Origin of the sequence: Enterobacter sp. ECC-219, assembly GCF_043966805.1 — a bacterium.
GTDB classification, from domain to species: domain Bacteria; phylum Pseudomonadota; class Gammaproteobacteria; order Enterobacterales; family Enterobacteriaceae; genus Enterobacter; species Enterobacter cloacae_N.
In genome coordinates this window covers 2,147,805-2,172,337 of record NZ_CP143680.1, presented here as the reverse complement: position 1 = coordinate 2,172,337, position 24,533 = coordinate 2,147,805, and the positions used below count along the sequence as shown (strand labels likewise).

General features: G+C 55.1%; 23 protein-coding genes. 16 read left to right on the top strand and 7 right to left on the bottom strand.

Going from position 1 to position 24,533, the window contains the following annotated elements; all coding sequences use genetic code 11:
• Nucleotides 1–100: 100 nt before the first annotated feature.
• A complete protein-coding gene (locus V1603_RS10225; RefSeq protein ID WP_116343394.1) occupies nucleotides 101–1,210 on the bottom strand; it encodes an anion transporter in 1,110 nt (369 codons plus the stop codon).
• On the bottom strand, nucleotides 1,207–1,680 hold the full coding sequence (mntR, locus tag V1603_RS10220; RefSeq protein WP_023335001.1) for a manganese-binding transcriptional regulator MntR: 474 nt from the start codon (nucleotides 1,678–1,680) through the stop codon (nucleotides 1,207–1,209). Before mntR ends, V1603_RS10225 begins: the two co-directional genes overlap by 4 nt.
• 183 nt (nucleotides 1,681–1,863) lie before the next feature.
• On the opposite strand from mntR, the gene mntS reads away from it, so the two are divergent.
• The gene (gene mntS / locus V1603_RS10215) at nucleotides 1,864–1,992 is read left to right on the top strand and encodes a manganase accumulation protein MntS (protein ID WP_014831181.1); all 129 of its coding nucleotides are present in this window, start codon (nucleotides 1,864–1,866) and stop codon (nucleotides 1,990–1,992) included.
• Between the two features lie 269 nt (nucleotides 1,993–2,261).
• Nucleotides 2,262–3,845 carry a phosphoethanolamine transferase gene (locus V1603_RS10210; protein WP_395313863.1) on the top strand — a complete coding sequence of 528 codons (1,584 nt, stop codon included), beginning with the start codon at nucleotides 2,262–2,264 and terminating at the stop codon, nucleotides 3,843–3,845.
• 353 nt (nucleotides 3,846–4,198) lie between these two features.
• Here the strand turns inward: V1603_RS10210 and ompX are convergent, their stop codons facing one another.
• Nucleotides 4,199–4,717 (bottom strand): outer membrane protein OmpX, encoded by a 519-nt coding sequence (gene ompX, locus V1603_RS10205; protein WP_014883110.1) that lies wholly within the window; start codon nucleotides 4,715–4,717, stop codon nucleotides 4,199–4,201.
• Between the two features lie 355 nt (nucleotides 4,718–5,072).
• Here ompX and rhtA point away from each other — a divergent pair, with 355 nt between their 5' ends.
• The 6 genes from rhtA to ybiO all read left to right on the top strand — a co-directional run bounded on the left by rhtA (nucleotide 5,073) and on the right by ybiO (nucleotide 11,669).
• Entirely contained in the window at nucleotides 5,073–5,960 is an 888-nt protein-coding gene (rhtA, locus tag V1603_RS10200; protein ID WP_116343392.1) for a threonine/homoserine exporter RhtA, read from the top strand.
• A 299-nt stretch (nucleotides 5,961–6,259) separates the two neighbouring features.
• Nucleotides 6,260–6,763 carry a DNA starvation/stationary phase protection protein Dps gene (dps, locus tag V1603_RS10195; protein ID WP_008501171.1) on the top strand — a complete coding sequence of 168 codons (504 nt, stop codon included), beginning with the start codon at nucleotides 6,260–6,262 and terminating at the stop codon, nucleotides 6,761–6,763.
• Between the two features lie 361 nt (nucleotides 6,764–7,124).
• Nucleotides 7,125–7,868: a glutamine ABC transporter substrate-binding protein GlnH gene (glnH, locus tag V1603_RS10190; protein WP_014831177.1), complete on the top strand. Its 744-nt coding sequence runs from the start codon at nucleotides 7,125–7,127 to the stop codon at nucleotides 7,866–7,868.
• Between the two features lie 84 nt (nucleotides 7,869–7,952).
• On the top strand, nucleotides 7,953–8,612 hold the full coding sequence (gene glnP, locus V1603_RS10185; RefSeq protein ID WP_003858462.1) for a glutamine ABC transporter permease GlnP: 660 nt from the start codon (nucleotides 7,953–7,955) through the stop codon (nucleotides 8,610–8,612).
• Nucleotides 8,609–9,331: a glutamine ABC transporter ATP-binding protein GlnQ gene (glnQ, locus tag V1603_RS10180; protein ID WP_116343390.1), complete on the top strand. Its 723-nt coding sequence runs from the start codon at nucleotides 8,609–8,611 to the stop codon at nucleotides 9,329–9,331. Before glnP ends, glnQ begins: the two co-directional genes overlap by 4 nt.
• Nucleotides 9,332–9,455: 124 nt before the next feature.
• Nucleotides 9,456–11,669: a mechanosensitive channel protein gene (ybiO, locus tag V1603_RS10175; protein ID WP_233002228.1), complete on the top strand. Its 2,214-nt coding sequence runs from the start codon at nucleotides 9,456–9,458 to the stop codon at nucleotides 11,667–11,669.
• A 43-nt stretch (nucleotides 11,670–11,712) separates the two neighbouring features.
• On the opposite strand, the gene rlmF is transcribed toward ybiO, so the two are convergent.
• Nucleotides 11,713–12,624, bottom strand: a complete 912-nt coding sequence (gene rlmF / locus V1603_RS10170) for a 23S rRNA (adenine(1618)-N(6))-methyltransferase RlmF (RefSeq protein WP_395313862.1) — start codon at nucleotides 12,622–12,624, stop codon at nucleotides 11,713–11,715.
• A 243-nt stretch (nucleotides 12,625–12,867) separates the two neighbouring features.
• On the opposite strand from rlmF, the gene mcbA reads away from it, so the two are divergent.
• From mcbA to ybiJ, 3 genes are all read left to right on the top strand, one after another.
• Nucleotides 12,868–13,134, top strand: a complete 267-nt coding sequence (gene mcbA / locus V1603_RS10165) for a DUF1471 family periplasmic protein McbA (RefSeq protein WP_163330782.1) — start codon at nucleotides 12,868–12,870, stop codon at nucleotides 13,132–13,134.
• A gap of 121 nt (nucleotides 13,135–13,255) precedes the next feature.
• Nucleotides 13,256–13,522 carry a DksA/TraR family C4-type zinc finger protein gene (locus V1603_RS10160; protein WP_395313861.1) on the top strand — a complete coding sequence of 89 codons (267 nt, stop codon included), beginning with the start codon at nucleotides 13,256–13,258 and terminating at the stop codon, nucleotides 13,520–13,522.
• Nucleotides 13,523–13,808: 286 nt separating this feature from the next.
• Entirely contained in the window at nucleotides 13,809–14,069 is a 261-nt protein-coding gene (gene ybiJ, locus V1603_RS10155; RefSeq protein ID WP_014883102.1) for a DUF1471 family protein YbiJ, read from the top strand.
• Nucleotides 14,070–14,183: 114 nt separating this feature from the next.
• On the opposite strand, the gene ybiB is transcribed toward ybiJ, so the two are convergent.
• Nucleotides 14,184–15,146 carry a DNA-binding protein YbiB gene (gene ybiB, locus V1603_RS10150; protein WP_116343386.1) on the bottom strand — a complete coding sequence of 321 codons (963 nt, stop codon included), beginning with the start codon at nucleotides 15,144–15,146 and terminating at the stop codon, nucleotides 14,184–14,186.
• A 256-nt stretch (nucleotides 15,147–15,402) separates the two neighbouring features.
• Between ybiB and V1603_RS10145 the strand changes: the two genes are divergently transcribed.
• The 5 genes from V1603_RS10145 to V1603_RS10125 all read left to right on the top strand — a co-directional run bounded on the left by V1603_RS10145 (nucleotide 15,403) and on the right by V1603_RS10125 (nucleotide 20,772).
• Complete coding sequence (locus tag V1603_RS10145; RefSeq protein WP_061098798.1) at nucleotides 15,403–15,939, top strand: fimbrial protein; 537 nt, start codon at nucleotides 15,403–15,405, stop codon at nucleotides 15,937–15,939.
• A 69-nt stretch (nucleotides 15,940–16,008) separates the two neighbouring features.
• Nucleotides 16,009–16,683: a molecular chaperone gene (locus V1603_RS10140; RefSeq protein ID WP_395313860.1), complete on the top strand. Its 675-nt coding sequence runs from the start codon at nucleotides 16,009–16,011 to the stop codon at nucleotides 16,681–16,683.
• A 24-nt stretch (nucleotides 16,684–16,707) separates the two neighbouring features.
• Nucleotides 16,708–19,251 (top strand): fimbria/pilus outer membrane usher protein, encoded by a 2,544-nt coding sequence (locus V1603_RS10135; RefSeq protein ID WP_395313859.1) that lies wholly within the window; start codon nucleotides 16,708–16,710, stop codon nucleotides 19,249–19,251.
• Between the two features lie 22 nt (nucleotides 19,252–19,273).
• A complete protein-coding gene (locus V1603_RS10130) occupies nucleotides 19,274–20,263 on the top strand; it encodes a fimbrial protein (protein ID WP_166710523.1) in 990 nt (329 codons plus the stop codon).
• A gap of 5 nt (nucleotides 20,264–20,268) precedes the next feature.
• On the top strand, nucleotides 20,269–20,772 hold the full coding sequence (locus tag V1603_RS10125; protein ID WP_116343424.1) for a fimbrial protein: 504 nt from the start codon (nucleotides 20,269–20,271) through the stop codon (nucleotides 20,770–20,772).
• On the opposite strand, the gene dinG is transcribed toward V1603_RS10125, so the two are convergent.
• Complete coding sequence (gene dinG / locus V1603_RS10120) at nucleotides 20,759–22,936, bottom strand: ATP-dependent DNA helicase DinG (RefSeq protein ID WP_116343383.1); 2,178 nt, start codon at nucleotides 22,934–22,936, stop codon at nucleotides 20,759–20,761. The genes V1603_RS10125 and dinG overlap by 14 nt on opposite strands.
• 97 nt (nucleotides 22,937–23,033) lie before the next feature.
• On the bottom strand, nucleotides 23,034–24,416 hold the full coding sequence (gene rhlE / locus V1603_RS10115; protein ID WP_080327824.1) for an ATP-dependent RNA helicase RhlE: 1,383 nt from the start codon (nucleotides 24,414–24,416) through the stop codon (nucleotides 23,034–23,036).
• Nucleotides 24,417–24,533 lie beyond the last annotated feature (117 nt).

Genomic DNA, 24,533 nt, shown 5'->3' with positions numbered 1-24,533 from the left:
GTTCAGCAACGGTCCTGTCAGTGAGCGGCATCACACTATGCCGTTCACTAAAGCTAGGACGTTGCTATACGTTTGCCAGGAAAAACTGACAAATTGCGCACTATATGAGAAGGAATAGTCCGAAACCGATCGCCGCAGCCCAGAGCAGCATCGGAATCGACCAGAGATGGAAGCGCCACCAGATGCGGCGGTCGTTGGCCATGCGCAGGGCGATCAGGTTTGCCAGAGAGCCGGGCAGCAGCCCAAACCCGCCAATGTTAACCGCCCAGGCTAGCAGCGTGTCCGGCGGAACGTAGTTGAGCAGCAGAATGGTGGCAGGCACGTTGCTGATAAACTGCGACAGGCCAATCGCCGTCAGCCACAGCCCCGGCTGCGACAAGCCGCTGACGCTGTGCAGAACGTTTTGCAGCACCGGAAGCTGGATAAGAAGATGCACATCAATAAACATCGCCATAAAGACCAGCAGCAGCGTCCAGTCCACGCTCACCAGCACGCGCCGTGCCAGTACGACAAAGCCCGCAGCGACGAGCAGGACGCCCGCCAGCTCGTACTTCAGCTCCAGGGCGAACAGAAAGACGATATACAGCCCGAGGCAGCTCCAGACCAGCCGCGGCTGCCACTGCGGGCCGGTTGTGCCGCTGTGGTATTGCAGCTTTTTATCCGGAAACGCGAACCAGCACACTGCCAACAGCGACAGCATCATCACCAGCGCCAGAGGCACCATCTGCCAGGTAAAGGCAGCGAACGACAACCCGGAACGTCCCCAGAGGAGGATATTTTGCGGGTTGCCGATAGGGGTCAACAGAGAACCCGCGTTAACGGCGAGCGCTTCAAAGATGATCAAGCGGCTGACCGGGATCTCGCACAGCTTACGCAGCGTGAGCGTGAGGGGCACGATGATAAACAGCGCCACGTCGTTGGTCAGAAACGTTGACAATACCGCAGCGGAGAACACCATAAACAGGGCCAGCCTGCGCTCGGTGGCAAAACGGCGCACCATTTTACGGCCCAGCACGTCAAAATAGCCGCTCAGCTCGACCCCTTTGGTCAGCATCATTAACCCGCTCAGGGTAATGATGGTGCGCCAGTCAATCGCCGCAGACCAGGCCTGTGGCGCAAACGGCACAAACAGGCTTAACGCTGCGCCAATAATTAATAAGAGATGGAAGAAACGATCGCGTGACAGGGCCTGCAGTCCAGGGATTTTCATTCAGCGGAGGGACCATATTTAAGGGTAAACTCACGAAACTTCACCAGCGTCTCTTCGCTAACGTGGTGCTCCATTCCTTCCGCATCCCGGCGGGCTATTTCCGGGCTGACGCCCAGCACCAGCAAAAAATTCTCGACAAGCTGGTGACGCTCGCGGCTCTCCTGCGCAAGCTTCTCCCCTTCCGGCGTCAGAAACACGCCGCGCCAGGGAATCATTTCAATAAGGCCCACCGAGGCCAGACGTTTTAACATTTTCGCGACCGTCGGCTGCGAAACCCCCAGCCTGGCGGCCATATCAACCTGACGCGCTTCCCCGACCTCGCGGATCAGATCGGAAATCAGCTCAACGTAATCATCAATCAGTTCACGCCGGTGCGCCTCACGGACCTGGCGAAAACCTTCGACATGTTCTTCAACATTCACCAGTTGCGTCGTTTTCCTCATTGTTGGCTTACCTGCACGACGGTTCATTGTACTTCCTCAGTGGGGTGACGCTTCCAGCGCCCGGTATCGAGAGCGCACATTGTAAACCATAGCTCTGCAAGCACAAAAAATTAACGAAATAGCCATAGCTATACAATATAGCCTGTGCTATATCTGTATGTAATGCAGTCACCCTTCACGGATCGAAGGGATCAAAAATCAGGAGGTCTTATGAACGAATTCAAGAGGTGTATGACCGTGTTTACCCACTCTCCTTTTAAAGTGCGCTTAATGCTGTTGAACATGCTGTGCGATATGTTTAACAACAAACCGCATCAGGACGACAAACCTTCCCACTAAGCGGCGTTGCGGTACGCCGCTTCATTTTTCTGTCACATTTCCGCTGTAAACTGACCAATTCCCGATTATTTTTGCGGATTTGCAGCCCCCTTCGCAAAACATCTGTTTAGCAACTGTTGACCTTAATTCACGCTCGCACTATCTTCTTGCAGCCCTGCACAATTTGCGGCTCGCTGAAGCGGACCTCTCATTCCCTTTCCACGCACTGTCCGGCAGGCTTTGACCCTTGGCGCCAGGGTGAGCACATGGCGTTTTTGTGATAGTGACCTATGAATGTAACCCTGATAGATACCATCGTTACCCGCAGCCGGGCCTTAAGCCCGTGGACGGGATTTTACTTTTTGCAGTCGCTGCTGATTAACTTTGCGCTCGGCTATCCCTTCAGCCTGCTTTATGCGGTGGCTTTCACCTGTGTGCTCCACGTACTGTGGAGGAGCGCTCCGCGCGTGCAGAAAGCATTTGTGGGGGTCTGTTCGCTGGTTGCTGCGATGTATTTCCCGTTTGGTCAGGCCTACGGCTCGCCAAACTTTAATACCCTGCTGGCGCTGCACTCGACCAACATGGAAGAGTCGACGGAGATCCTGACGATCTTCCCGTGGTACAGCTACGTGGTAGGGTTATTCATCTTCGCGTTGGGCGTTATCGCCATCCGCCGTCGGTCGGGCGAGAAAAAATCCTGGGGTAAAATCGAAATACTCTGTCTGGTCTTCAGCCTTGCCGTGGCGTTCGTCGCCCCCATCCAGAATATTCCCTGGGACGGTAAGCTAAGGCTCATCAATATCGGCTATCCGGTTTTCCGCTTCGTGAAAGACGTCGTTGTCAACAATAAAGAGGTTCTCGACGAGCAGGCGCGCATGGCTGAACTTTCCAATATGAAAGACACCTGGAACGTGCTGGCGGTTAAGCCGAAATATCATACCTACGTGGTGGTGATTGGCGAGAGCGCACGTCGCGACGCACTGGGTGCCTTCGGCGGGCACTGGAATAACACGCCGTTTGCCAGCTCGGTCAACGGCACCCTGTTTACCGATTATGTTGCGGCCAGCGGCTCGACGCAGAAATCGCTCGGCCTGACGCTGAACCGCGTGGTGGATGGCAAACCTCAGTATCAGGATAATTTTGTTACGCTGGCCAACCGCGCCGGTTTTCAGACCTGGTGGTTCTCCAATCAGGGGCAAATTGGCGAATACGACACGGCCATCGCCAGTATTGCTAAGCGTGCTGACGAAGTGCAGTTCCTGAAGAGCGGCGACTTTGAAGCCGACAAAAACACCAAAGACGAGGCGCTGCTGAAGATGACGGCGCAGGTCTTTGCTACCCCGCGCACCCAGCCTCAGCTGATTGTTCTCCACCTGATGGGATCGCACCCGCAGGCCTGCGATCGCACTGGCGGGAAATACGCGGAGTTTGTGCAGTCAAAAGAGACCTCTTGCTATCTCTACACCATGACGCAAACTGACGATCTTCTCAGCAAGCTGTACGATCAGCTGCGCAACACGGGCGAAAGCTTCTCTGTGGTCTATTTCTCGGATCACGGGCTGGCGTTTAAAGAGCGTGGCAAAGAAGTCCAGTATCTGGCGCACGACGACCAGTTCCAGCAGAACTTCCAGGTGCCGTTTATGGTGCTGTCGAGTGATGATAAAACGCATCGCGTTATTAAAGCGCGGCGCTCGGCGAATGATTTCCTGCTGTTCTTCTCGCAATGGACGGGGATTAAGGCCAAAGAGATAAAAAATAGTTACCCGTTTATCTCCAACAAGAAAGCGCCCCCAGTGTACGTTACCAACTTCAAGTTACAGAAAGTTGACTACAACCATCTGGGTACGGATATTTTTGATATTAAGAGTAAGTAGTTTCTGCCGTCTCGTGCGGTCTGATGCCCTCACCCTGGCCCTCTCCCACAGGGCTGAGGGATCCCCACAAAATAATGTTTGCATGGACGCCCCCCTCTCCCTTGAGGGAGAGGGCTGGGGTGAGGGGAACTTACGGCTCCGGTGGTCATTCCGTTCACTTTATGTTCCTTGCTACTCTGTAAGGACATGACCGGTGAACGTGCCAGGGCGTCGCTGAAAACCTTAAATCGTTCTGAAACAACCTTATTGCTTCTGCTTAAAAATTACTGGGGATTCCTCAGCCCACAGGGAGAGGGAAAAGGCAAAAAAAATCCGCCACATTGGGCGGATTTTTTATTTCATCACCGGAGTGATTAGAAGCGGTAACCTACGCCCGCGATCCAGGTGCCAACGTCAACGTTGCGGATACGGCTCTGCTCATAGGAGAAGTCCAGAGCCACGTCCTGGATTGGGTTGAACTGCAGGCCTGCGCCATAGGAGAAGCCGTAGTCGCTGGTGCTTGCAGTGCGGTTCAGACCCTGGTTTTCGGTCTGCTGGAATTTACCGTAGCCAACACCTACAACACCGTAGATGCTTGCCCAGTCGTTCAGACGGTAAGCTGGACCAGCGGTGATACCGTAGTACTGGCCTTTGTTGTATGCGCCGTTTTCAGTACGATCTTTCTCGGTGTAGGTGAAAGAACCGATCACGCCCAGCGGGTTGTTATCCTGCTCGTAACGATACTTCAGGTTGAAACCGTTGGTTTTGTTCATCACGCCCTGCATATCGCTCTGAGCGTAACCACCGGTTACAGTAGAAGTAGCAGCTACAGCGGTACCTGCGGAAACAGCCAGTACAGCGGCCAGTGCTGAAAGACATGCAATTTTTTTCATAACCACCTCAAATGTGCTTCAAGTAAGTCCGTAAGTTTTAAATATATCAAAAAAATTTGCGAAACTCTTTGTGATTCGTGATGTCTAATGAGGCCTTTCCTGTAACAGAACGTTTCCAACATCAGCTAACTCTTTCAAATCACATGCGATTTTTCCTACTAAACGCCCATATTGCGCGTCTGCGCCGTTACATTCATCCAGATTATTCCTAATCTTTCAGGCGATAAATCCACCAGCGCTTAACCATTTTACGGATTTCACGGGCCTTTTTTTTCAACAGAGTCTCAACCGTAGCTGTATATTTCCTTTACACTGCAACCTTTACTCCATTTGACATTAGCTGACAGGAGAAAGGATGCCTGGGTTATCCCGCACGTCGTCGGTCTGGTTGCCGGTAGCCGTCATACTCATTGCCATGTTGTCTATCCAAAGCGGTGCCTCGCTGGCAAAATCGCTTTTTCCTCTGGTGGGTGCCCCCGGGGTGACGGCCCTGCGTATCGTGCTGGGCACGGCGATACTGGTGGTCATTTTCAAACCCTGGCGTCTGCGCTTCAAAAAAGAGCAGCGTCTCCCCCTGCTTTTTTATGGTCTCTCCCTCGGGGCAATGAACTATATGTTCTACCTCTCCATCCAGACCATTCCGCTCGGGATCGCCGTCGCGCTGGAGTTTACCGGCCCGCTGGCGGTGGCGCTTTTCTCCTCCCGTCGTCCGGTGGATTTTATCTGGGTCGTGCTGGCCGTTCTGGGCTTATGGTTCTTGCTGCCGCTCGGCCAGAATGTCTCTGAGATTGATCTCACGGGCGCAGCGCTGGCTCTGGGAGCAGGGGCCTGCTGGGCTGTCTATATCCTCACCGGGCAGCGCGCGGGTGAAGAACATGGCCCGGCAACGGTTGCCCTGGGTTCCGTGATTGCGGCTATCGTTTTTGTGCCGATCGGTATGGCGCAGGCCACGGAGTCTATCTGGCAATGGTCAGTCATGCCCATCGGGCTGGCGGTCGCTGTTCTTTCAACGGCTCTCCCCTATTCTCTGGAGATGATCGCCCTGACGCGTCTGCCGACGCGCATATTTGGCACCCTGATGAGCATGGAGCCCGCCCTTGCGGCGATCTCCGGGATGGTGTTCCTGGGCGAAACGCTGACGTTTACCCAGACGCTGGCGCTCTGCTCAATTATCGCGGCGTCAATGGGTTCAACGCTCACCATGCGCCCGGAGCCCAAAGTAGAGAAAATCGACATCAGCTAATGCCATATATTCTGCATGGCTTCACGGCCATGCAGAATAAAGGCCACAAATTCATACGTTATAATTTCTTACATACCTGGTCATATTATCGAAATATCCTTTCCCGCCTGTTCCCCTTCCGGTGAATTAAGATTGATCTGTATCAATTTCAAAATTACCCATTCATTTCAAGCAATTAAATTATCAACCTCCTTCTTGCTATTAAACCGATAGGCACAGCCAGACCGCAGAGAAAAAATCCGGTGCTATACTTAGTTCCGTAATTACCTGGGACATAAACATCAAGAGGATATGAGATTATGAGTACCGCTAAACTGGTGAAAACGAAAGCGTCTAATCTGCTTTATACCCGTAACGATGTATCGGATAGCGACAAAAAGGCGACCATTGAGTTGCTGAATCGCCAGGTGATCCAGTTCATCGATCTTTCGCTGATCACCAAACAGGCCCACTGGAATATGCGCGGTGCAAACTTTATTGCCGTTCATGAAATGCTGGATGGCTTCCGCACAGCACTGGTGACACACCTCGATACGATGGCTGAACGTGCCGTACAGCTGGGTGGTGTCGCGCTTGGGACCACGCAGGTGATCAACAGCAAAACGCCACTTAAAAGCTACCCGCTGGATATTCATACCGTTCAGGATCACCTGAAAGAGCTGGCGGACCGCTACGCGATTGTGGCCAATGACGTGCGCAAAGCGATTAGCGAAGCCAAAGATGAAGATACCGCAGATATCTTCACCGCCGCGTCCCGCGACCTGGATCAGTTCCTGTGGTTTATCGAATCTAACATCGAATAATTCATACGACTTTTCTATCAAACCCTCGCCTCTGGTGAGGGTTTTGCACATCTATGGTGCACAGTTTTTGCCTGATACGGTGCAAAAGTGAAGAAATTGTAATAATCACCTCACACAACCGTTAATGGAAGATTGTTTTTTCGTCAGAATTTACGCTAAATATCTCCCCGTCAGTTGACCCAAACGAAGTGCACCAAAACGGTGCTCCATCCTGGTGCAACACGACATCATTGCCACGTTTTTTGTGCAATGCATGACTCCATCCCCTTTGCAAAACAACAGCTTGAAAAGTTGGCACGATTTTTTCATTGTGCCAGTCGTTCTCGCAGGGGATCGCCCCGTGGATATAAAAGGAAATGCTATGAAGTCTGTATTAAAAGTTTCACTGGCTGCACTTACCCTGGCTTTTGCGGTGTCCTCTCAGGCTGCCGACAAACTGGTTGTGGCGACCGACACGGCGTTCGTTCCGTTTGAATTTAAGCAGGGTGATAAATACGTTGGTTTTGATGTTGATCTGTGGGCCGCTATCGCCAAAGAACTCAAACTGGACTACACCCTGAAGCCAATGGACTTCAGCGGCATCATCCCGGCACTGCAAACCAAAAACGTCGATCTGGCGCTGGCGGGTATCACCATTACCGAAGAACGTAAAAAAGCGATCGACTTCTCTGACGGCTACTACAAGAGCGGCTTGCTGGTGATGGTCAAAGCCGATAATAACGACGTTAAAAGCGTGAAAGACCTCGACGGCAAAGTGGTCGCGGTGAAGAGCGGTACCGGTTCTGTGGATTACGCGAAAGCGAACATTAAAACCAAAGACCTGCGTCAGTTCCCGAACATCGACAACGCGTACATGGAACTCGGCACCAACCGTGCTGACGCTGTTCTGCACGATACGCCAAACATCCTGTACTTCATCAAAACGGCAGGTAACGGCAAGTTCAAAGCCGTGGGCGACTCTCTGGAAGCTCAGCAGTACGGTATCGCGTTCCCGAAAGGCAGCGACGATCTGCGCACGAAAGTTAACGGCGCGCTGAAAACGCTGAAAGAGAACGGCACCTACAACGAGATCTACAAAAAATGGTTCGGTACCGAGCCTAAATAATAAGACGTAAAAACGACGTTCACTCAGGGGCGGCCTTTCGCCCCTGCTATTTTTGAAACACGGTAACAGTAACAGGAAATTATCATGCAGTTTGACTGGAGCGCCATCTGGCCTGCCATTCCACTCTTGCTTGAAGGCGCTAAAATGACCCTGTGGATTTCGGTCCTCGGTCTGGTTGGCGGGTTGATTATCGGTCTTGTCGCCGGTTTCGCCCGCACCTACGGCGGCTGGATTGCAAACCACATCGCGCTGGTTTTCATCGAAGTGATCCGCGGCACGCCTATTGTCGTGCAGGTCATGTTCATCTACTTCGCCCTGCCCATGGCGTTCACCGACCTGCGCATCGACCCGTTCAGCGCAGCCGTCGTGACCATTATGATCAACTCAGGCGCCTACATTGCGGAAATCACCCGCGGTGCGGTTCTGTCGATTCATAAAGGTTTCAGCGAAGCGGGTCTGGCGTTAGGTCTTTCTCGTCGCGAAACGATCCGCCACGTTATTCTTCCGCTGGCGCTGCGCCGCATGCTGCCACCGCTGGGTAACCAGTGGATCATCAGTATTAAAGATACGTCGCTGTTCATCGTTATCGGCGTGGCCGAACTGACCCGTCAGGGCCAGGAAATTATTGCAGGCAACTTCCGCGCGCTGGAAATCTGGAGTGCGGTCGCCGTTGTCTACCTGATCATTACGCTGGTTCTGAGCTTCGTTCTGCGTCGTCTTGAAAGAAGGATGAAAATCCTGTGATTGAATTTAAAAACGTTTCCAAGCACTTTGGCCCAACCCAGGTGCTGCACAATATCGATCTGAACATCAAGCAGGGTGAAGTGGTGGTGATTATCGGGCCATCCGGCTCCGGTAAATCCACCCTGCTGCGCTGCATTAACAAGCTGGAAGAGATCACCAGCGGCGATCTGATCGTTGACGGTCTGAAGGTGAACGACCCGAAAGTGGACGAGCGTCTGATTCGCCAGGAAGCGGGCATGGTGTTCCAGCAGTTCTACCTGTTCCCGCACCTGACGGCGCTGGAAAACGTAATGTTTGGCCCACTGCGCGTGCGCGGTGCCAACAAAGCGGCAGCGGAAGCGCTGGCAAAAGATCTGCTGGCGAAGGTTGGCCTGGCGGAGCGTGCGCACCACTACCCTTCCGAGCTTTCCGGCGGCCAGCAGCAGCGCGTGGCAATTGCGCGCGCGCTGGCGGTGAAACCGAAGATGATGCTGTTTGATGAGCCGACGTCTGCACTCGACCCGGAGCTGCGCCACGAGGTGCTGAAAGTCATGCAGGATCTGGCGGAAGAAGGGATGACCATGGTTATCGTGACCCACGAAATCGGCTTTGCTGAGAAAGTGGCCTCCCGCCTGATCTTCATCGATAAAGGCCGTATCGCGGAAGACGGTAACCCGCAGGCGCTGATCGCGAATCCGCCGAGCCAGCGTTTACAGGAGTTCCTGCAGCACGTCTCCTGATCCCTCGCTTTACGCCAAGCCGGGCTTGCCCGGCTTTTTTACGCCAGATTGTTCCCAAAAACGCTCCTCCTCCCCTCGCCCTCTATACTTATCATTTTGCACGATATTTTTGTCGGAGGACGCCGTGCCCTGGATCCTGCTGCTGTTGATAAGCCTGTTTAGTGCGCCATCGCTCGCCGTGGCGATACCCGGTGTCACCACCGGAGCAACCGCGTCCCAGCAAAGTTCTCCTCCTCCGGAACCGGATGCTGAACAAAAAAAAGCGGCTTACAGCGCGCTTGCCGACGTTCTTGAAAACGACGCCTCCCGAAAGGAGCTCATCGAGCAGCTGCGCAAAGCCGCCGCCGCGCCGCCGCAGGAAACCGTCCCGACCCTCACCCCGCCGCAGGTGGAGGAACAAAAAACGGTGCTGGAAAACGTCACCGACGTGAGCCGCCGTTACGGTGAAGCGCTTTCCGCGCGCTTTGCCCAGCTCTACCGCAACCTGATGGGATCCCAGCACAAGGCGTTTAACCCGCAAACCTTTACCGCCGCCGCCACCCAGTTTTTGATGCTGGCCGCGGCCGTGTTTATTTTTTACTGGCTGGTGCGCCTGTGCGCCTGGCCGCTGTACCGCAGGATGGGCCACTGGGGGCGAAAAAAGAACCAGCATAAAAACAGCTGGCTGCACCTCCCCGCTATGGTTGCCGGAGCGTTTATCATCGATTTACTGCTGCTGGCATTAACGCTGTTTGTCGGTCAGGTGCTTGCGGATCACCTCAACACGGGCAACAAAACCATTGCCTTCCAGCAGGCGCTCTTCCTGAATGCATTTGCGCTCATCGAATTTTTTAAAGCGGTGCTGCGCGTCATCTTTTGCCCGCGCGTGCCTGAGCTTCGCCCTTTCAATATCAGCGATGACAGCGCGAAATACTGGGCCGTGCGGCTAAGCGTGCTCAGCGGCCTGATAGGCTACGGCCTGCTGGTTGCCGTGCCGATTATCTCCAACCAGGTTAACGTGCAGTTTGGCGCGCTGGCGAACGTGCTGATCATGCTCTGTATAACCGTCTGGTCTCTGTACCTTATCTTTCACAATAAAAAGGCGATCACCGAGAGTCTGCTGCACCTGGCCGACCGTTCCCTCTCGTTTTTCAGCCTGTTTATTCGCGCCTTCGCGCTGGTGTGGCACTGGCTGGCAAGCGCGTACTTTATTGTGCTGTGCTTCTTCTCGCTGTTCGACCCGGGAAACAGCCTGAAATTTATGATGGGGGCAACGTTCAAAAGCCTGGCGATTATCGGCATCGCGGCATTTGTGTCCGGGCTGCTGTCCCGCTGGATCTCGAAAACCATCACCCTGTCGCCGCAGGTACAGCGTAATTACCCGGAGCTGCAAAAACGGGTGAACGGCTGGATGTCGGTCTCGCTCAAGGTGGCGCGCATTCTGACCGTCTGCGTGGCGATCATGCTGCTGCTAAACGCGTGGAGCCTGTTTGATTTCTGGAACTGGCTTCATAACGGCGCAGGCGAGAAGACCGTCGATATTTTAATTCGTATTGCGTTGATATTATTTTTCTCCGCCGTCGGCTGGACGCTGCTGGCAAGCCTTATCGAGAACCGTCTGGTCTCCGATATTCACGGCAGACCGCTCCCCAGCGCCCGCGCGCGGACGCTGTTGACCCTGTTCCGTAATGCGCTGGCGGTGATCATCAGCACCATCACCATCATGATCGTGCTGTCGGAAATCGGCGTGAATATCGCCCCGCTGCTGGCAGGTGCCGGCGCGCTGGGGCTGGCGATCTCTTTCGGTTCGCAAACGCTGGTGAAGGATATTATTACCGGCATCTTTATCCAGTTTGAAAACGGGATGAACACAGGCGATCTGGTGACCATCGGGCCGTTGACCGGCACCGTTGAGCGCATGTCGATTCGCTCTGTAGGCGTGCGTCAGGATACCGGGGCGTACCACATCATTCCGTGGTCATCGATCACCACCTTCGCCAACTTTGTGCGCGGCATTGGCTCCGTTGTGGCGAACTACGACGTGGATCGTCACGAGGATGCGGATAAAGCGAAGCAGGCGCTGCGGGATGCGGTGGAAGAGCTGATGCAGATGGAAGATATTCGCGGGCTGGTGATTGGCGAGCCGTCATTTGCCGGCATCGTCGGGCTGACGAACACGGCATTTACCCTTCGCGTGTCGTTCACCACCCAGCCGCTGAAGCAGTGGACGGTGCGCTTTGCCCTCGACAGCATGGTGAAGAAGCACTTCGATCTGGCGAACGTGAGAACGCCGGTGCAGACGTATCAGGTATTGTCGCCGCCCGCCTCGCCGCTCCCTCCGCAGGAGCCGACGCTGTAACCCTATTGCCCGGTAGCGCTGCGCTTACCGGGCCTGTGGGTACTTACTTCCGACGTTTGTTATCGTCCATAAATGACCAGGCGATAAAGCGGCTCTGCTTCTGGCCCTGCGCCATCTCTTTTTTCACCACTTTTACGGCGCCCGCTTCGGACAGTGCGCGGTAGAGCGGCGGCAGGTTATCCCCGCGGGAAACCAGCGTCGTGAACCACTTCACCTGACGGCCAAACTGTTTGCTTTCCGCAATCATGCGCAGGATAAACGCAACTTCACCGCCCTCGCACCACAGCTCCTGCTGCTGACCGCCGAAGTTCAGCGCGGCGTCTTCCGCCTGACCGAGGTTGCGGCGTTTACGCTCGCTGCCCGCGCGGGCCGCTGCCGCCGAATCATGAAACGGCGGGTTGCACATCGTGGCGTCATAGCTTTCATTTTTGTGAATAATGCCGTTGAAGATAGCTGCAGCATCTTTCTGACGACGCAGACGAATGGCGCGGCTCAGGCCGGAATTGGCGCTGACGATCGCCTGCGCGCTGGCAAAAGCCTCGGCCCCGATTTCGCTCCCGGTAAAGCGCCAGTGATACTCATGCACGCCAATCAGCGGGTAAATCAGGTTTGCCCCGGTACCAATATCCAGGATGGAAGCCTGCTGCGGGATCGCGCCGTCACGGTCTTCGGCGAGAAGATCGGCAAGGTGATGAACGTAATCAGCGCGGCCCGGAACGGGAGGACAGAGAAAGCCTTCCGGGATATCCCAGTGCGCCACACCGTAAAAATGCGCCAGCAGCGCTTTGTTCAGCGTTTTCACCGCCTGCGGGTCGGAAAAGTTGACAGACGGCTCACCCGCTGGGGTCTGGACAATGTAGTCCTGCAGCGCAGGGCAGCTTTGGCACAGGGCGTTCATGTCGTAGCGACTGCGGTGGCGGTTTCGTGGGTGCAATCCCGGCTTTTGGGAAGTCATGGCATTCTCCTTTAAACAGCGGCGTAAGATACCCTGTGCTGGCCCAACGGTAAATCTTTCTCTGCGGCGCTTAAAAAAACACCGTAAATCAAACACCTCTACGTCTATGATCTGTCAGTGAATTGTCAGTTTTTATCGTTCAAAAAATAAGCAGATCATCATCAAATATTTGCGCTAAGTCACACTCGTCAGGCTTCTAAACTTAGAGGGAATCACCTGTTGTTTCCTCATGAGGATGTGATTATGAAAAAGTACCTGACCCTTGCTGTTATCGCCGGCGTCCTGGCGACCGCTTCATTTTCTGCAATGGCCGTCCAGTCGCTGACCGAGAGTAACGATACCAGCCAGCTGCGTCCGGCGGGCACCGTCTCGGTAAGCCGCGCAAGTAATCTGGACGATCTGCAAAATAAACTGGCCGAGAAAGCCCGCCAGGAAGGTGCCAAAGGCTTCGTGGTTAACTCCGCAGGCGGAGATAACCATATGTACGGCACTGCGACCATCTATAAATAATTTCCCTCTCTATAAAACTGCATCTGCCTGCCGGATGCAGTTCACTTCCCCCTTCACCTTGATTGTTCATTTTTTAACCCCATATTCATAGCAGGGTATAAACCAATTTCAGGAGGATGCTATGGCTTCCGGCTGGGCGAATGACGACGCCGTTAACGAACAGATCAACAGTACGATTGAAGATGCGGTTGCGCGCGCTCGCGGTGAGATTCCGCGCGGTGAAAGTTTAAAGGAGTGCGAAGAGTGTGGAGAGCCGATTCCGGAGGCGCGGCGTAAAGCCATCCCCGGCGTAAGGTTATGCATCACCTGCCAGCAGGATAAAGATTCAAAAAATAGTTCACATCCAGGTTATAATCGCAGAGGATCGAAAGACAGCCAGCTACGTTGACTTTCCTTTACCTAAGTTAACCGCGAGGGAACCTACCTTTACGCTCACGAAATTTAGCGAACCGCGTAGCAAAATGTGCCCTTCACCTCTCTTCTGTAAAGCGCACCAACAAGAAGTGTAAAGCGCAACTTTGATTTAATTAATAATCAATAAGTTATTTGTCATTCAATTTTTTTGATTGACCACGTCAATTCTCTTCGATTTTATCTCACCGAAAAAAACGTGATACTTATCACATCGACGGAACATCGTCCCCTTAACAGAAAACACCTGCGAGAGATTAATTATGAAAACCATCAAATATGCTGTAGCTGCTGTTGCCCTGTCCGCTCTGTCTTTTGGCGCATTCGCCGTAGAGCCAGTTTCATCCACTCAGGCTCAGAGCATGAATAAAATCGGTGTGGTGAGTGCAGAAGGCGCAACCACGCTGGACGGTCTGGAAGCCAAGCTGGCTGAGAAAGCGGCGGCTGCCGGTGCAAGCGGATATACCATCACCTCCGCTAACACCAATAACAAACTGAGCGGTACTGCGGTTATCTACAAATAATCGCCTGAATGAATGCTGTACCCTCGCCAAACCCTCTGGTGAGCTGCTCCAACCCTCATTGACCCTGTTGTTACCCTTGTTTGCCCGTCCGCCACTGGACGGGCTTTTTTTTGCCTAAAACGCCGCTTCAACGCGTTTCAGACCGGCCTCGACCGTGTCAGCTTCCCCGGTTGCCAGCAGGCAGCAGGCCATCTGCAGCTTAATGGCATGCGGCACAGGCACATTTCCGGCAAGGCACTGTTCAATCCAGCGCGCGGTGGTAAGCGGATCTTTCGCCTCGGGGAGAATGACACCCGTATTCTCTTCCCCACGCTCCAGAACCGCACGCGTACCGGCAGAATCGATCAGCATCAGCTGAGGGCAGCGCAGTGGATTGGCATAAACTTCACCTTCCGTGCCGTGCATCAGCAGCGCCCTGCCGCCAATCTCCTCAAAAAATGTCCCAACACGCCCCACGTATTCCGGGTGTGAGACGCTGGAAAGGCGCAATGCGGCGTCTTCAGCAAACGGCGTCGCCAGCTTCGCCAGGGTATGCGCGCTGTTACGCACGCCCATTCGCCAGCGCATATCAAGCTGCTTTTCCAGCGGCGGACATAGAGCACCAACGGGGATGTAAACCGGTTCATGACCCTCCAGCTTTGCCTGCGCCTGGCCCGCATGACGCGTGGGTTCAATCCCCAGCATGCCGAAAATGGTCTCCGTCAGCACGCGCGTCGGATCTTCGCTGACCCCGTGTACCACCACCGGGAACCCCAGCTTATGTAATAAGATCGCCAGCAGCGGGGTCAGGTTTGCCTGCTTGCGCGCGCCGTTATAGCTGGGGATTACGATCGGCATCGGTTTTGCCACCGGCGGCGTTAAGCGCAGCGTTTGCGCCTGCATCGCCTCGTAGAAGCCGCGCATCTCCGCTTCGCCTTCGCCTTTAATACGTAGCGCAATCAGGATGCCGCCCATTTCCAGGTCCGGTACCTCGCCATTGAGCATACGGGTATACAGGGCGCGAGCGGTCTCATGGTCCAGATCGCGGGCGTGGTTTTTGCCCCGGCCTACCTCTTTGATAATCTTGCGATAATCCACGACATCTCTCCTGAAAATATCATCTTGTTAACAATATAGCCCCGTTGAACGTCTGGACGTTAGTTTTTTTCGACACAATCAACGTTCTGTTTTTATGGCGAAAAATGAAACTCAAGCATTATTTCAATTATTTGTGATTTCTGCAGAAGATTCTTAACGCATCAATATTTGTTTAAATAACCAGCGGAAAGTCATTAAGGGTCAACGGTGAAAACGTCCAGGCAACGCTATCACCAGAAACATACCAGGATTTGTTATGAACAAGGTTGCTTTAGGTTTAATTATCGCCGCAACGATAGGATGTTCTGCATCCGCATTTGCGACAACAAACGGTGAAGGTCAGATCAATTTCACCGGTGAAATTATCGATTCTGCTTGTCAGGTCGTGAATGGGTTGAGTAACCCATTAAATGTTCAGCTGGGAAAAGTGTCTAAAACGGTATTTACCGGCGCAGGCTCTACCAGCACATTGACGAAGTTTGATATTCAGTTAACGAACTGCCCGGAAACGGTCACCTCCGCTGCGATTAACTTCGGCGGTACGCCGGATGCGAATAACAACGCCACGCTGGCCTTAACGCCAGATACCGATGCAGCTACAGGTGTCGCTATTCAGCTGGTTGACGCGTCAGAGCAGCCGGTCACCCTGTATACGCCGTCTCAGCAATATCCATTAGCCTCCGGCACGGCGGTTAACGATCTGGAGTTCGGCGCACGCTATATCCAAACCGGCGCTGCGATTACCGCAGGCCCTGCTAACTCTGTATCGACCTTCACCGTTATTTATAACTGATCTTATCAATCCTGAGATATTAATGCTTTTGCGAGCATTAATATCTCATCTATTTATTGAGAAATCTTTATGCGCCACGGTTATTTACTGAGCACTCTTTTACTGGTAGCCGCTACTGCACATGCAGGGGTCGTTATTAATGGCACCCGTCTGGTCTATCAGGGAGATAAAAAGGAATCATCTCTTGGCCTTTCAAATCCAGATGCGACGGATTATCTGGTGCAGTCCTGGGTTGATTCCGGCGGTAAAAACCTGGCCAAAGCCCCGTTCCTGATCACCCCGCCGCTTTTCCGTCTGGATGCGAAAGAAGATAACGTTCTGCGCGTGGTGCGTACGGGCGGAAATTTACCGGAAGACAGGGAATCCCTGTACTGGTTGAACATTAAAGCGATCCCTTCCTCAAAGCACGTTGAGGGGATAAACACGCTGCAAATCGCCATTAATACCCGCATTAAATTACTCTATCGCCCGTCCGCGGTAAAAGGCAGACCAGAAGATGTGGCCGATAAACTTGAATGGCGCCGCGAAGGTAACGATCTGGTCGTGAATAACCCAACGCCGTTCTATATGAATTTCCAGACCGTTACGTTGAATGGTCAGAAAATCACTAAAGCCACCTGGGCCGTCCCGAAAACGGAAACGCATTTTGCTTTACCTGGCAATGTCGGGGGCACGAACTTAACGTATTCCATTATTACTGATTACGGCAGCATCAGCCATACCTGGTCGAAATCCGTTCATTAATACTTCCCCGGTAATAAAATAATCATGTACAGCGATAAAAAGCCGTTCACCTGCCGATTTTCGTCATTGCTGGTCATTCTCTGTGGCCTGGCAATGGCGATCTTTGCGCAGCAGGTTATGGCTGATGATTATTTTAACCCGGCCCTGCTGGATATTGATAATCCCCAGCAGGGGAAAACCGATTTGTCCGTCTATGAAAAAGGCCCTGACCAGGCGCCGGGTAAATATCAGGTCGCGGTATTTATCAATAACAATAAAATTGATACCCGCGATGTCACCTTCACTTTGCAAAAAGACGCTCAGGGTAACAGCACGCTGCAACCTTGCTTCACCCTGGACGATTTAAAAAGCCTCGGCATCAAAACGAAAAAATATCCGCAGCTGATGGCCAAAGGCCAGTGCGCCGATTTACACGCCATCCCTGCAGCATCCGCAACTTTCCGCGTTCGTAACCAGCAACTGCTGCTGAGCATTCCCCAGTCGGCGCTCGGTCAGGTACCTCGCGGTTACATTGACCCAAAAGAATTTGACGAAGGGATCAACGCAGGCCTGCTTAACTACAGCGCCAATGCCAGCCAAAGCCATGCGCGCCAGCAGGGTGAACAGGACAACAGCAGCCAGTACGTTAACCTGCGTCCTGGCTTGAACATTGGCGCGTGGCGCGTTCGCAACTATTCCACCTGGAATCGCAGCACCACGGGTAAGGAGGAGGAACAGAAATTCACCTCCGTTTATACCTACGCGCAGCGCGATATTGTGGCGATGAAAAGCGACCTCACCGTCGGCCAGAGTTCCTCCCCTTCTGACGTGTTTGACAGCGTCCCCTACACCGGCGTGGAGCTGAAATCCGACAACGACATGCTGCCAGACAGTGAAAAAGGCTACGCCCCCATTATTCGCGGCACCGCCCACAGTAACGCGCTGGTGGTAGTACGCCAGAACGGATACATCATTTATCAGAACACGGTCGCACCGGGCGCGTTCGAAATTAACGATCTCTACCCCACCGGCAGCAGCGGCGATCTTCAGGTCACCGTGAAAGAGACCGACGGCAGCGAAAGCCATTTCGTCGTGCCGTTTGCCTCCGTGCCGGTATTGCAGCGTGAAAAAAACCTGCGCTACAGCGTGACCGCCGGACGCTATCGTTCTTATGACAAAGACGTGGAGAAGACCCCGTTTGCCCAGGGCAGCGCCATCTACGGTTTACCCTACGGCTTTACCGCCTACGGCGGCGTGCAGCAGAGTAGCCATTATCAGTCTCAGGCGGCTGGCGTCGGGAAAAACATGGGCGATTTAGGGGCGTTCTCCATTGACGTCACCCGCGCCAAAGCCCTGTTGAAAAAACAGCAGGCCAGCAAAGGCCAGTCGTGGCGCGTGCGCTACAGCAAAGATATCGCCCGCTCGGGCACCAACTTCTCGCTGGCCGGCTACCGCTACAACAGCAAAGGGTTTTACACCCTCGAAGACACCATGGAGTCGTATACCCGCTCTGACGACTGGTCTGCACCGCAGCAGCGCCGCGCCCGAACCGAAGCCACCATCGACCAGACGCTGCCGGAAGGCTGGGGGTCCGTCACCCTGAGCATGGTGAAAGAAACGTACTGGAGCCAGAGCCAGAACATGACCTCCATGAGTGTCAGCTACAACAACAGCTGGCACGGCGTGAGCTACAGCCTCAGCTACAGCATGAATAAAAACACCAGCGACAGCGATGAAGACGGTAATGAGGTAACGAACGACAATCAGTTCTCGCTGAGCGTCTCCGTGCCGCTGGACCACTGGATGCATAACACCTGGGCCACCTACAACCTGAACAACACCAAAGACGGCACGACGCAGAACATCGGCCTGAACGGCACTGCGCTGAAGGAAGACAACCTTAACTGGAACATTCAGGAAGGGTTGAGCAGCACCGGCAGCGGTAACTCCGCCAGCGTCAATGCCGACTACAAAGCGACCTATGGTGAAGTGAGCGCGGGGGTCAGTCAGGACAAATATCAGCAGACCGTGAACGTCGGTTTGCAGGGCGGCGTCATTGCCCATGCTAACGGGATAACCCTGAGCCAGCCGCTCGGTGAGACCATCGCGCTGGTGAAAGCGCCGGGCACACACGGAACCCATATCACTAACCAGACGGGCGTTGAGACCGACTTCCGCGGCTACACCGTCGTGCCGTTTGTTACCGCGTATCGCCATAACACCATCGCGCTGGATACCGAAACGCTGCCAGACAACGCCGACGTCACCCACGCGGCGCAGATCGTGACCCCAACCCGCGGGGCCGTGGTGCGCGCCAGCTTTAATACCCGCGTGGGTAACCGCGTCCTGATGACGTTGACACAAAACGGTAAACCGCTGCCCTTCGGTGCAACGGTAACCACGGACGATAAGGACAGCGAGTTTATTGTCGGTAACGACGGGCAGACCTATCTCTCTGGTCTGCCACAGCAAGGGCATCTCAACGTTTCCTGGGGACAGGAGGCGAGCGAGCAGTGCGTCGCTGACTATGCGCTAACGGATGAGAAAGAGAAAACCAGCATCATTAACGCTGCCGCGCAGTGTCACTGATCCACCGTTCAGGCTAACGATTATGCAACTGATTAAACAATGCTTTTTCTTACTGGTTCTGGGAACCGCCGCGTTATTTATGCCACATGCGAAGGCGACCTGTTCCACGCCGGATATGCCGAAGATGATTAACGTCGCCTCGATTATGGTTCCCACTACCCTGGCTGTAGGTGACACCATTCCGGGTTCGGAACAGACGGTCCACGTGGCGGGGAAATGCGATCACCCTTACGAGAGCGGCATGGAGATCATCTCCTGCTACTACGGAAGTGGTTCAGAAATTCCCGGCTTGACTGGCGTTTATGATTCGGGCGTACCCGGCGTAGGCGTGGCGCTGATGAATGACAAAGGTCAGCGCATCACGGGTGGGGGCCTGGCTGCCTGCGATTCCCGCAGTACGCCGATTGGCTATGTATCGAATGACGGAATGATGAGCTTTGATTTCAACGTGACCCTTCAGCTCGTAAAAACCAGCAATTCGGTGCAGTCCGGTACGCTGCAGCAGGCGCAAACTAAGTTTGGTATTGGTGTGTATGGCAATGACGGTATCGGAAGTCCCAACATTATCTCCTACGCTGGTAACGTCAATTTCCAGAACGTCACCTGCTCCGTCCTGCCGAAAAACCTGACGGTCAATCTGGGGGACTTCCCGGTCAGCGATTTCGTCAGCGTGGGGATGCTCTCTTCCCCGGCACAAAACTTTGACGTCACGGTGAACTGCAACAGCACCGTACAACCTGAGGTAAAAATTACCAGCGCAAACGGCTATGAAACGGCGTTTGAAGGAGTGCTGAAACTCACGCAACAACCCGGCGCGGCAACAGGCGTCGGCGTAAGAATGCTGTTCGACGACAATATCGCCACCTTTGATACCTACGTTAACACCCGAAGCGAAGCCATCGCCAACGAAACGCTGACCATACCGTTTGAGGTGCGCTACGAGCAGGTCAGCGACATGGTCACCCCCGGCCCGGCCAATACCGTTGCCACCATCACGCTTGCCTATAAGTGACCGACATGAAAAAGACAATCGCACTTCTGGCGCTGGGGCTGATCGCCCAGGCGCACGCCGACGATATTCAGATCCAGATGACGGGCAACATTTACGCCAATACCTGCATCATCGACAGCGCCAGCCGCAACCTGACGGTGGATTTAGGCCAGGCAGTATCCGGCGATTTTAAAGACGTGGGCGATACCGGCGAGTGGAAAGATTTTTCCCTTTCAGTGTCACATTGCCCGGCCACGCTCGCCCTTGCCACGGCCTATTTCTACGGCCAGGCCGACAGCGCGCACCCGACTAAGTTCGCCAATATCGGCAGCGCAAAAGGGCTGGCGCTGGAGCTGGCAGACCGTCAGGACAAAATCCTGATTGCCCCGCAGGCGGCCTTTAACGCCGTCATTAATCCAGGTGACCACACGGCCACGTTTCCGTTGTCCGCACGCTATTACGCCACCGCCATACCCGTCACGGCCGGCACGTTCAGCAGCGTAGTGCAGGTGACATTCACTTACCAGTAGGACCGCGCCTCTTAGCACGGATGCTTTTACCACGCCCGGCGGCCAGTTTTGCCGGGCGTTTTTTTACCTCCGGCACCTCCGGCTGTTCGATCGGGAAAACAGGCAGCGCGTTCAGCAAACGCTGGCCGTAGTTTTTGGTGAGCAGACGCTTGTCATAAATCACCACCTCGCCCCAGCAGCCGTGGCTACGAATAAGACGCCCCACCTGCTGAATCAGGTTAAACGACGCCGCAGGCAGGCTCTGCACCTCAAACGGATAGCGGTTAAGACTCTTCAGCCACTCCCCCTCGGTGATCACCACCGGGCTGTCGATGGGCGGGAAGGCAATTTTATGGATGTGCACCTGCGTCAGGTAGTCCCCTTTCAGATCCAGACCTTCGGCAAACGACTGTAGCCCCACCAGCACGCTGCGCTCGCCGTTATCAATACGCTTGCGGTGGGTTTCCACCAGCCGATAGCGCGGCTGATCCCCTTGCACCAGCAAGAGTAAACGCAGATCGGTGACGTGTTCGAGGAAGCGCTGCATCGCCCGCCCGCTGGCAAACAGCACCAGCATGCCGGGATACTTTTTACTCTCGACCTGTTCGCGGAAGTAGGCCGCCATCTCCGCAATGTGCTGCTCTTCGTTGTCGATAAGCGGCTCGAATTTCATGCGCGGAATCACCAGCTTGCCCTGCTCGCAGTGGTTAAAGGGCGAGTCCAGCGCCACAAAACGGTCGCCCGCTTTCTCCTTCAGGCCGCTCATCTCCTGCAGCCTGGAGAAGCTGTTCAGGGAGCGCAGGGTTGCGGAGGTGACAACCACGTGCGGCACGCTGCGCCAGATCAGCTTTTCCAGCTGATCGGCCACGCGAATGCCCACGCAGTGGAAAAAGAGGTGGACCTGCCCATCCCGCACTTCACGGGTGGCCCATTTGGTGACCGGCGCCCCCGACGCCTGAGCCATCGAAGCCAGACGCCAGAGCTTGCTCTGCGCCTCAAACATCCCCAGCGCGCGGTTCATCTGCAGCAGAATGCGGTGCAGGCGCACCACGTCGTGCGAGCCGGTTTTCTCGCTCAGATCGTTTAAGAACATCTCCGCCAGCCCGCGCAGCTTTTCCAGATGCTTCGCCAGCTGCTGGCAGATCTCCATCACCTCTTCCGGTAGTTCCCCCATCGCAAAGCGGTGTTCGGCTTCCTGGGCGGCAGGAAGATAGAGGTTCAGGATGTTGTTCAGGGACGAAATGAGGCTATAAACCTCTTCGCAGTGCTCGCTCAGCCGCTCCGGGACCGCCAGCGGCGGCGTGGTTTTCGGGCGGAACTGCTCCATGCAGGTCGCCACCAGCTTGCAGAAGAGATCGAGCTGCAGGCGGAACCAGGGTGCCGTAATTTCAGCGCTCATTTCCAGCGCGTCCCGCGCCACGTCCGGCAGATGGTGACCTTCGTCGAGCACCAGCAGCAGGTTTTTAGGCTCCGGCAGCACCGCTTCACTCTCGAGCGCCGCCATCACCAGCGCGTGGTTAGCGACAACCACCTCCGCCTCCTGAATTTCGCGCCGGGCGACAAAGAACGGGCACTCGCGGTAGTAGTGACAGTTGCGGTTCAGGCAGCTTGCTTTATCGGTGCTGAGCCTGCGCCATAAGTCGTCGCTAATCGCCAGGCTGGTGTGATCCCGCAGGCCGTCCCACTTATAGCCGTCGAGCTCGGTTTTCAGCTTTGCACACTGCTCCTGCTCCGCCTTATTGTTTGGCGTCAGCTCGTCATCCAGAAACGCGAGCAGATCCTGTTGATTCGGCTCGCTGCTGGCAAGCGCCGCCAGGTTACGCGGGCACACGTAGCGCCCGCGCCCAAAGGCGGCGGTAAACCGCAGATCGGGGATGATTTTGCGCAGCAGGGGCAAATCTTTGCTGAAGATCTGATCCTGCAGCGCGACGTTGGCGGTGCTGACCACCAGCGTTTTGTCCTCTTCCCGCGCAATCGCGATGCCGGGAATCAGATATGACAAGGTTTTCCCGACGCCGGTCGGGGCTTCAATCGCCAGATGTCGCCCGTCGTCCCCGGCGAGCGTTTTTGCCACGTCGGCAATCATCTGCCGCTGCGGCGCTCGGGGGATAAAATCGGGGATCTGCTGCTGTAGCGCCTTATACCATGCGCCAATTTGCGCTTTCAGCGCCGCGGTTAAAGCCATTGGAAAACCTGAAATACTGTATAAACAGCCACTATTGTGGCACTTTCTCTTCTCTGCCGCAAAAAGAAAAGCCCGGCTTTACGACCGGGCTTCCAGATTACTGCGGGTTAGCAGGCTTACGCGGGCGGCGTCGACGCTGCCCTTCCCCTGCCGGCTTGCCTTCGCCGCTGCGCCACGGGTTTTCACCGGCCGGTTTGCTGTCGTTGTTGCGACGCGGCGGTTTGCCGGATGATTTCGGCGCGCCGCCTTCGGCACGACGCGGCTGCTGACCACGACCGCCGCCGCCCTGGCCGCGACCGCCGCCCTGACGACCGTTCTGAATCGGCTCGGCTTTGATAGACGGGTCCACTTCGTAACCCGGGGTTTCGATGCGCGGGATCTCTTTCTTCAGCAGGCGTTCGATGTCGCGCAGCAGTTTGTGCTCGTCCACGCAGACCAGCGAGAGCGCCTCACCGGTTGCCGCCGCACGACCGGTACGGCCGATACGGTGCACGTAGTCTTCCGGGACATTCGGCAGCTCGTAGTTCACCACGTGCGGCAGCTCTTCAATATCGAGGCCACGGGCGGCAATGTCGGTCGCCACCAGCACGCGGATGTCGCCAGACTTGAAGTCCGCCAGCGCGCGGGTACGCGCGCCCTGGCTCTTGTTACCGTGAATGGCGGCGCTGCGGATGCCGTCTTTATTCAGCTGTTCCGCCAGGTGGTTAGCGCCGTGCTTGGTGCGGGTAAAGACCAGCACCTGCTGCCAGTTACCCTGGCCGATCATCTGGGAGAGCAGTTCGCGCTTGCGCTTTTTATCCACAAAGTGCACGTGCTGCGTCACCTGCTCGGAGGCGGTGTTGCGGCGGGCCACTTCCACTTCGAGTGGGTTATGCAGCAGCTTTTCCGCCAGCGCCTTGATCTCGTCGGAGAAGGTCGCGGAGAAGAGCAGGTTCTGGCGACGCGGGGGCAGCTTAGCCAGCACGCGGCGAATGTCGTGGATAAAGCCCATGTCGAGCATGCGGTCGGCTTCGTCCAGCACCAGAATTTCGATGTTATCCAGCTTCACCGCGTTCTGGTGTTCCAGATCCAGCAGGCGGCCCGGCGTTGCCACCAGAACGTCCACGCCGCCGCGCAGCTTCATCATCTGCGGGTTAATGCTCACGCCACCGAAAACCACCAGCGAGCGAATATTGAGGTAGCGGCTGTACTCACGCACGTTCTCACCAATCTGCGCCGCCAGCTCGCGGGTTGGGGTGAGGATCAGCGCGCGCACCGGACGACGGCCTTTGGCGTGCGGCTGGTTTTTTACCAGCAGCTCTAACAGCGGCAGCGTAAAGCCCGCGGTTTTACCGGTGCCGGTCTGGGCGCTGGCCATCAGGTCACGGCCCTGAAGCACAGCGGGGATCGCCTGCTGCTGGATTGGGGTTGGCTCAACGTAGCCCTGCTCTGCGATGGCGCGCAGAATTTCCGGGTTCAGGCCAAGGGAATCAAAAGACATAAAAACTCCGAACCGCCCCGACCATCACAGGTGTAGTTTTCAGGGAGATATAACAATTAGGAGGACAAAAACCACAATGTCGCGAAGGGGCGGAGTGTAGCAGCTTTTGTGACGTGG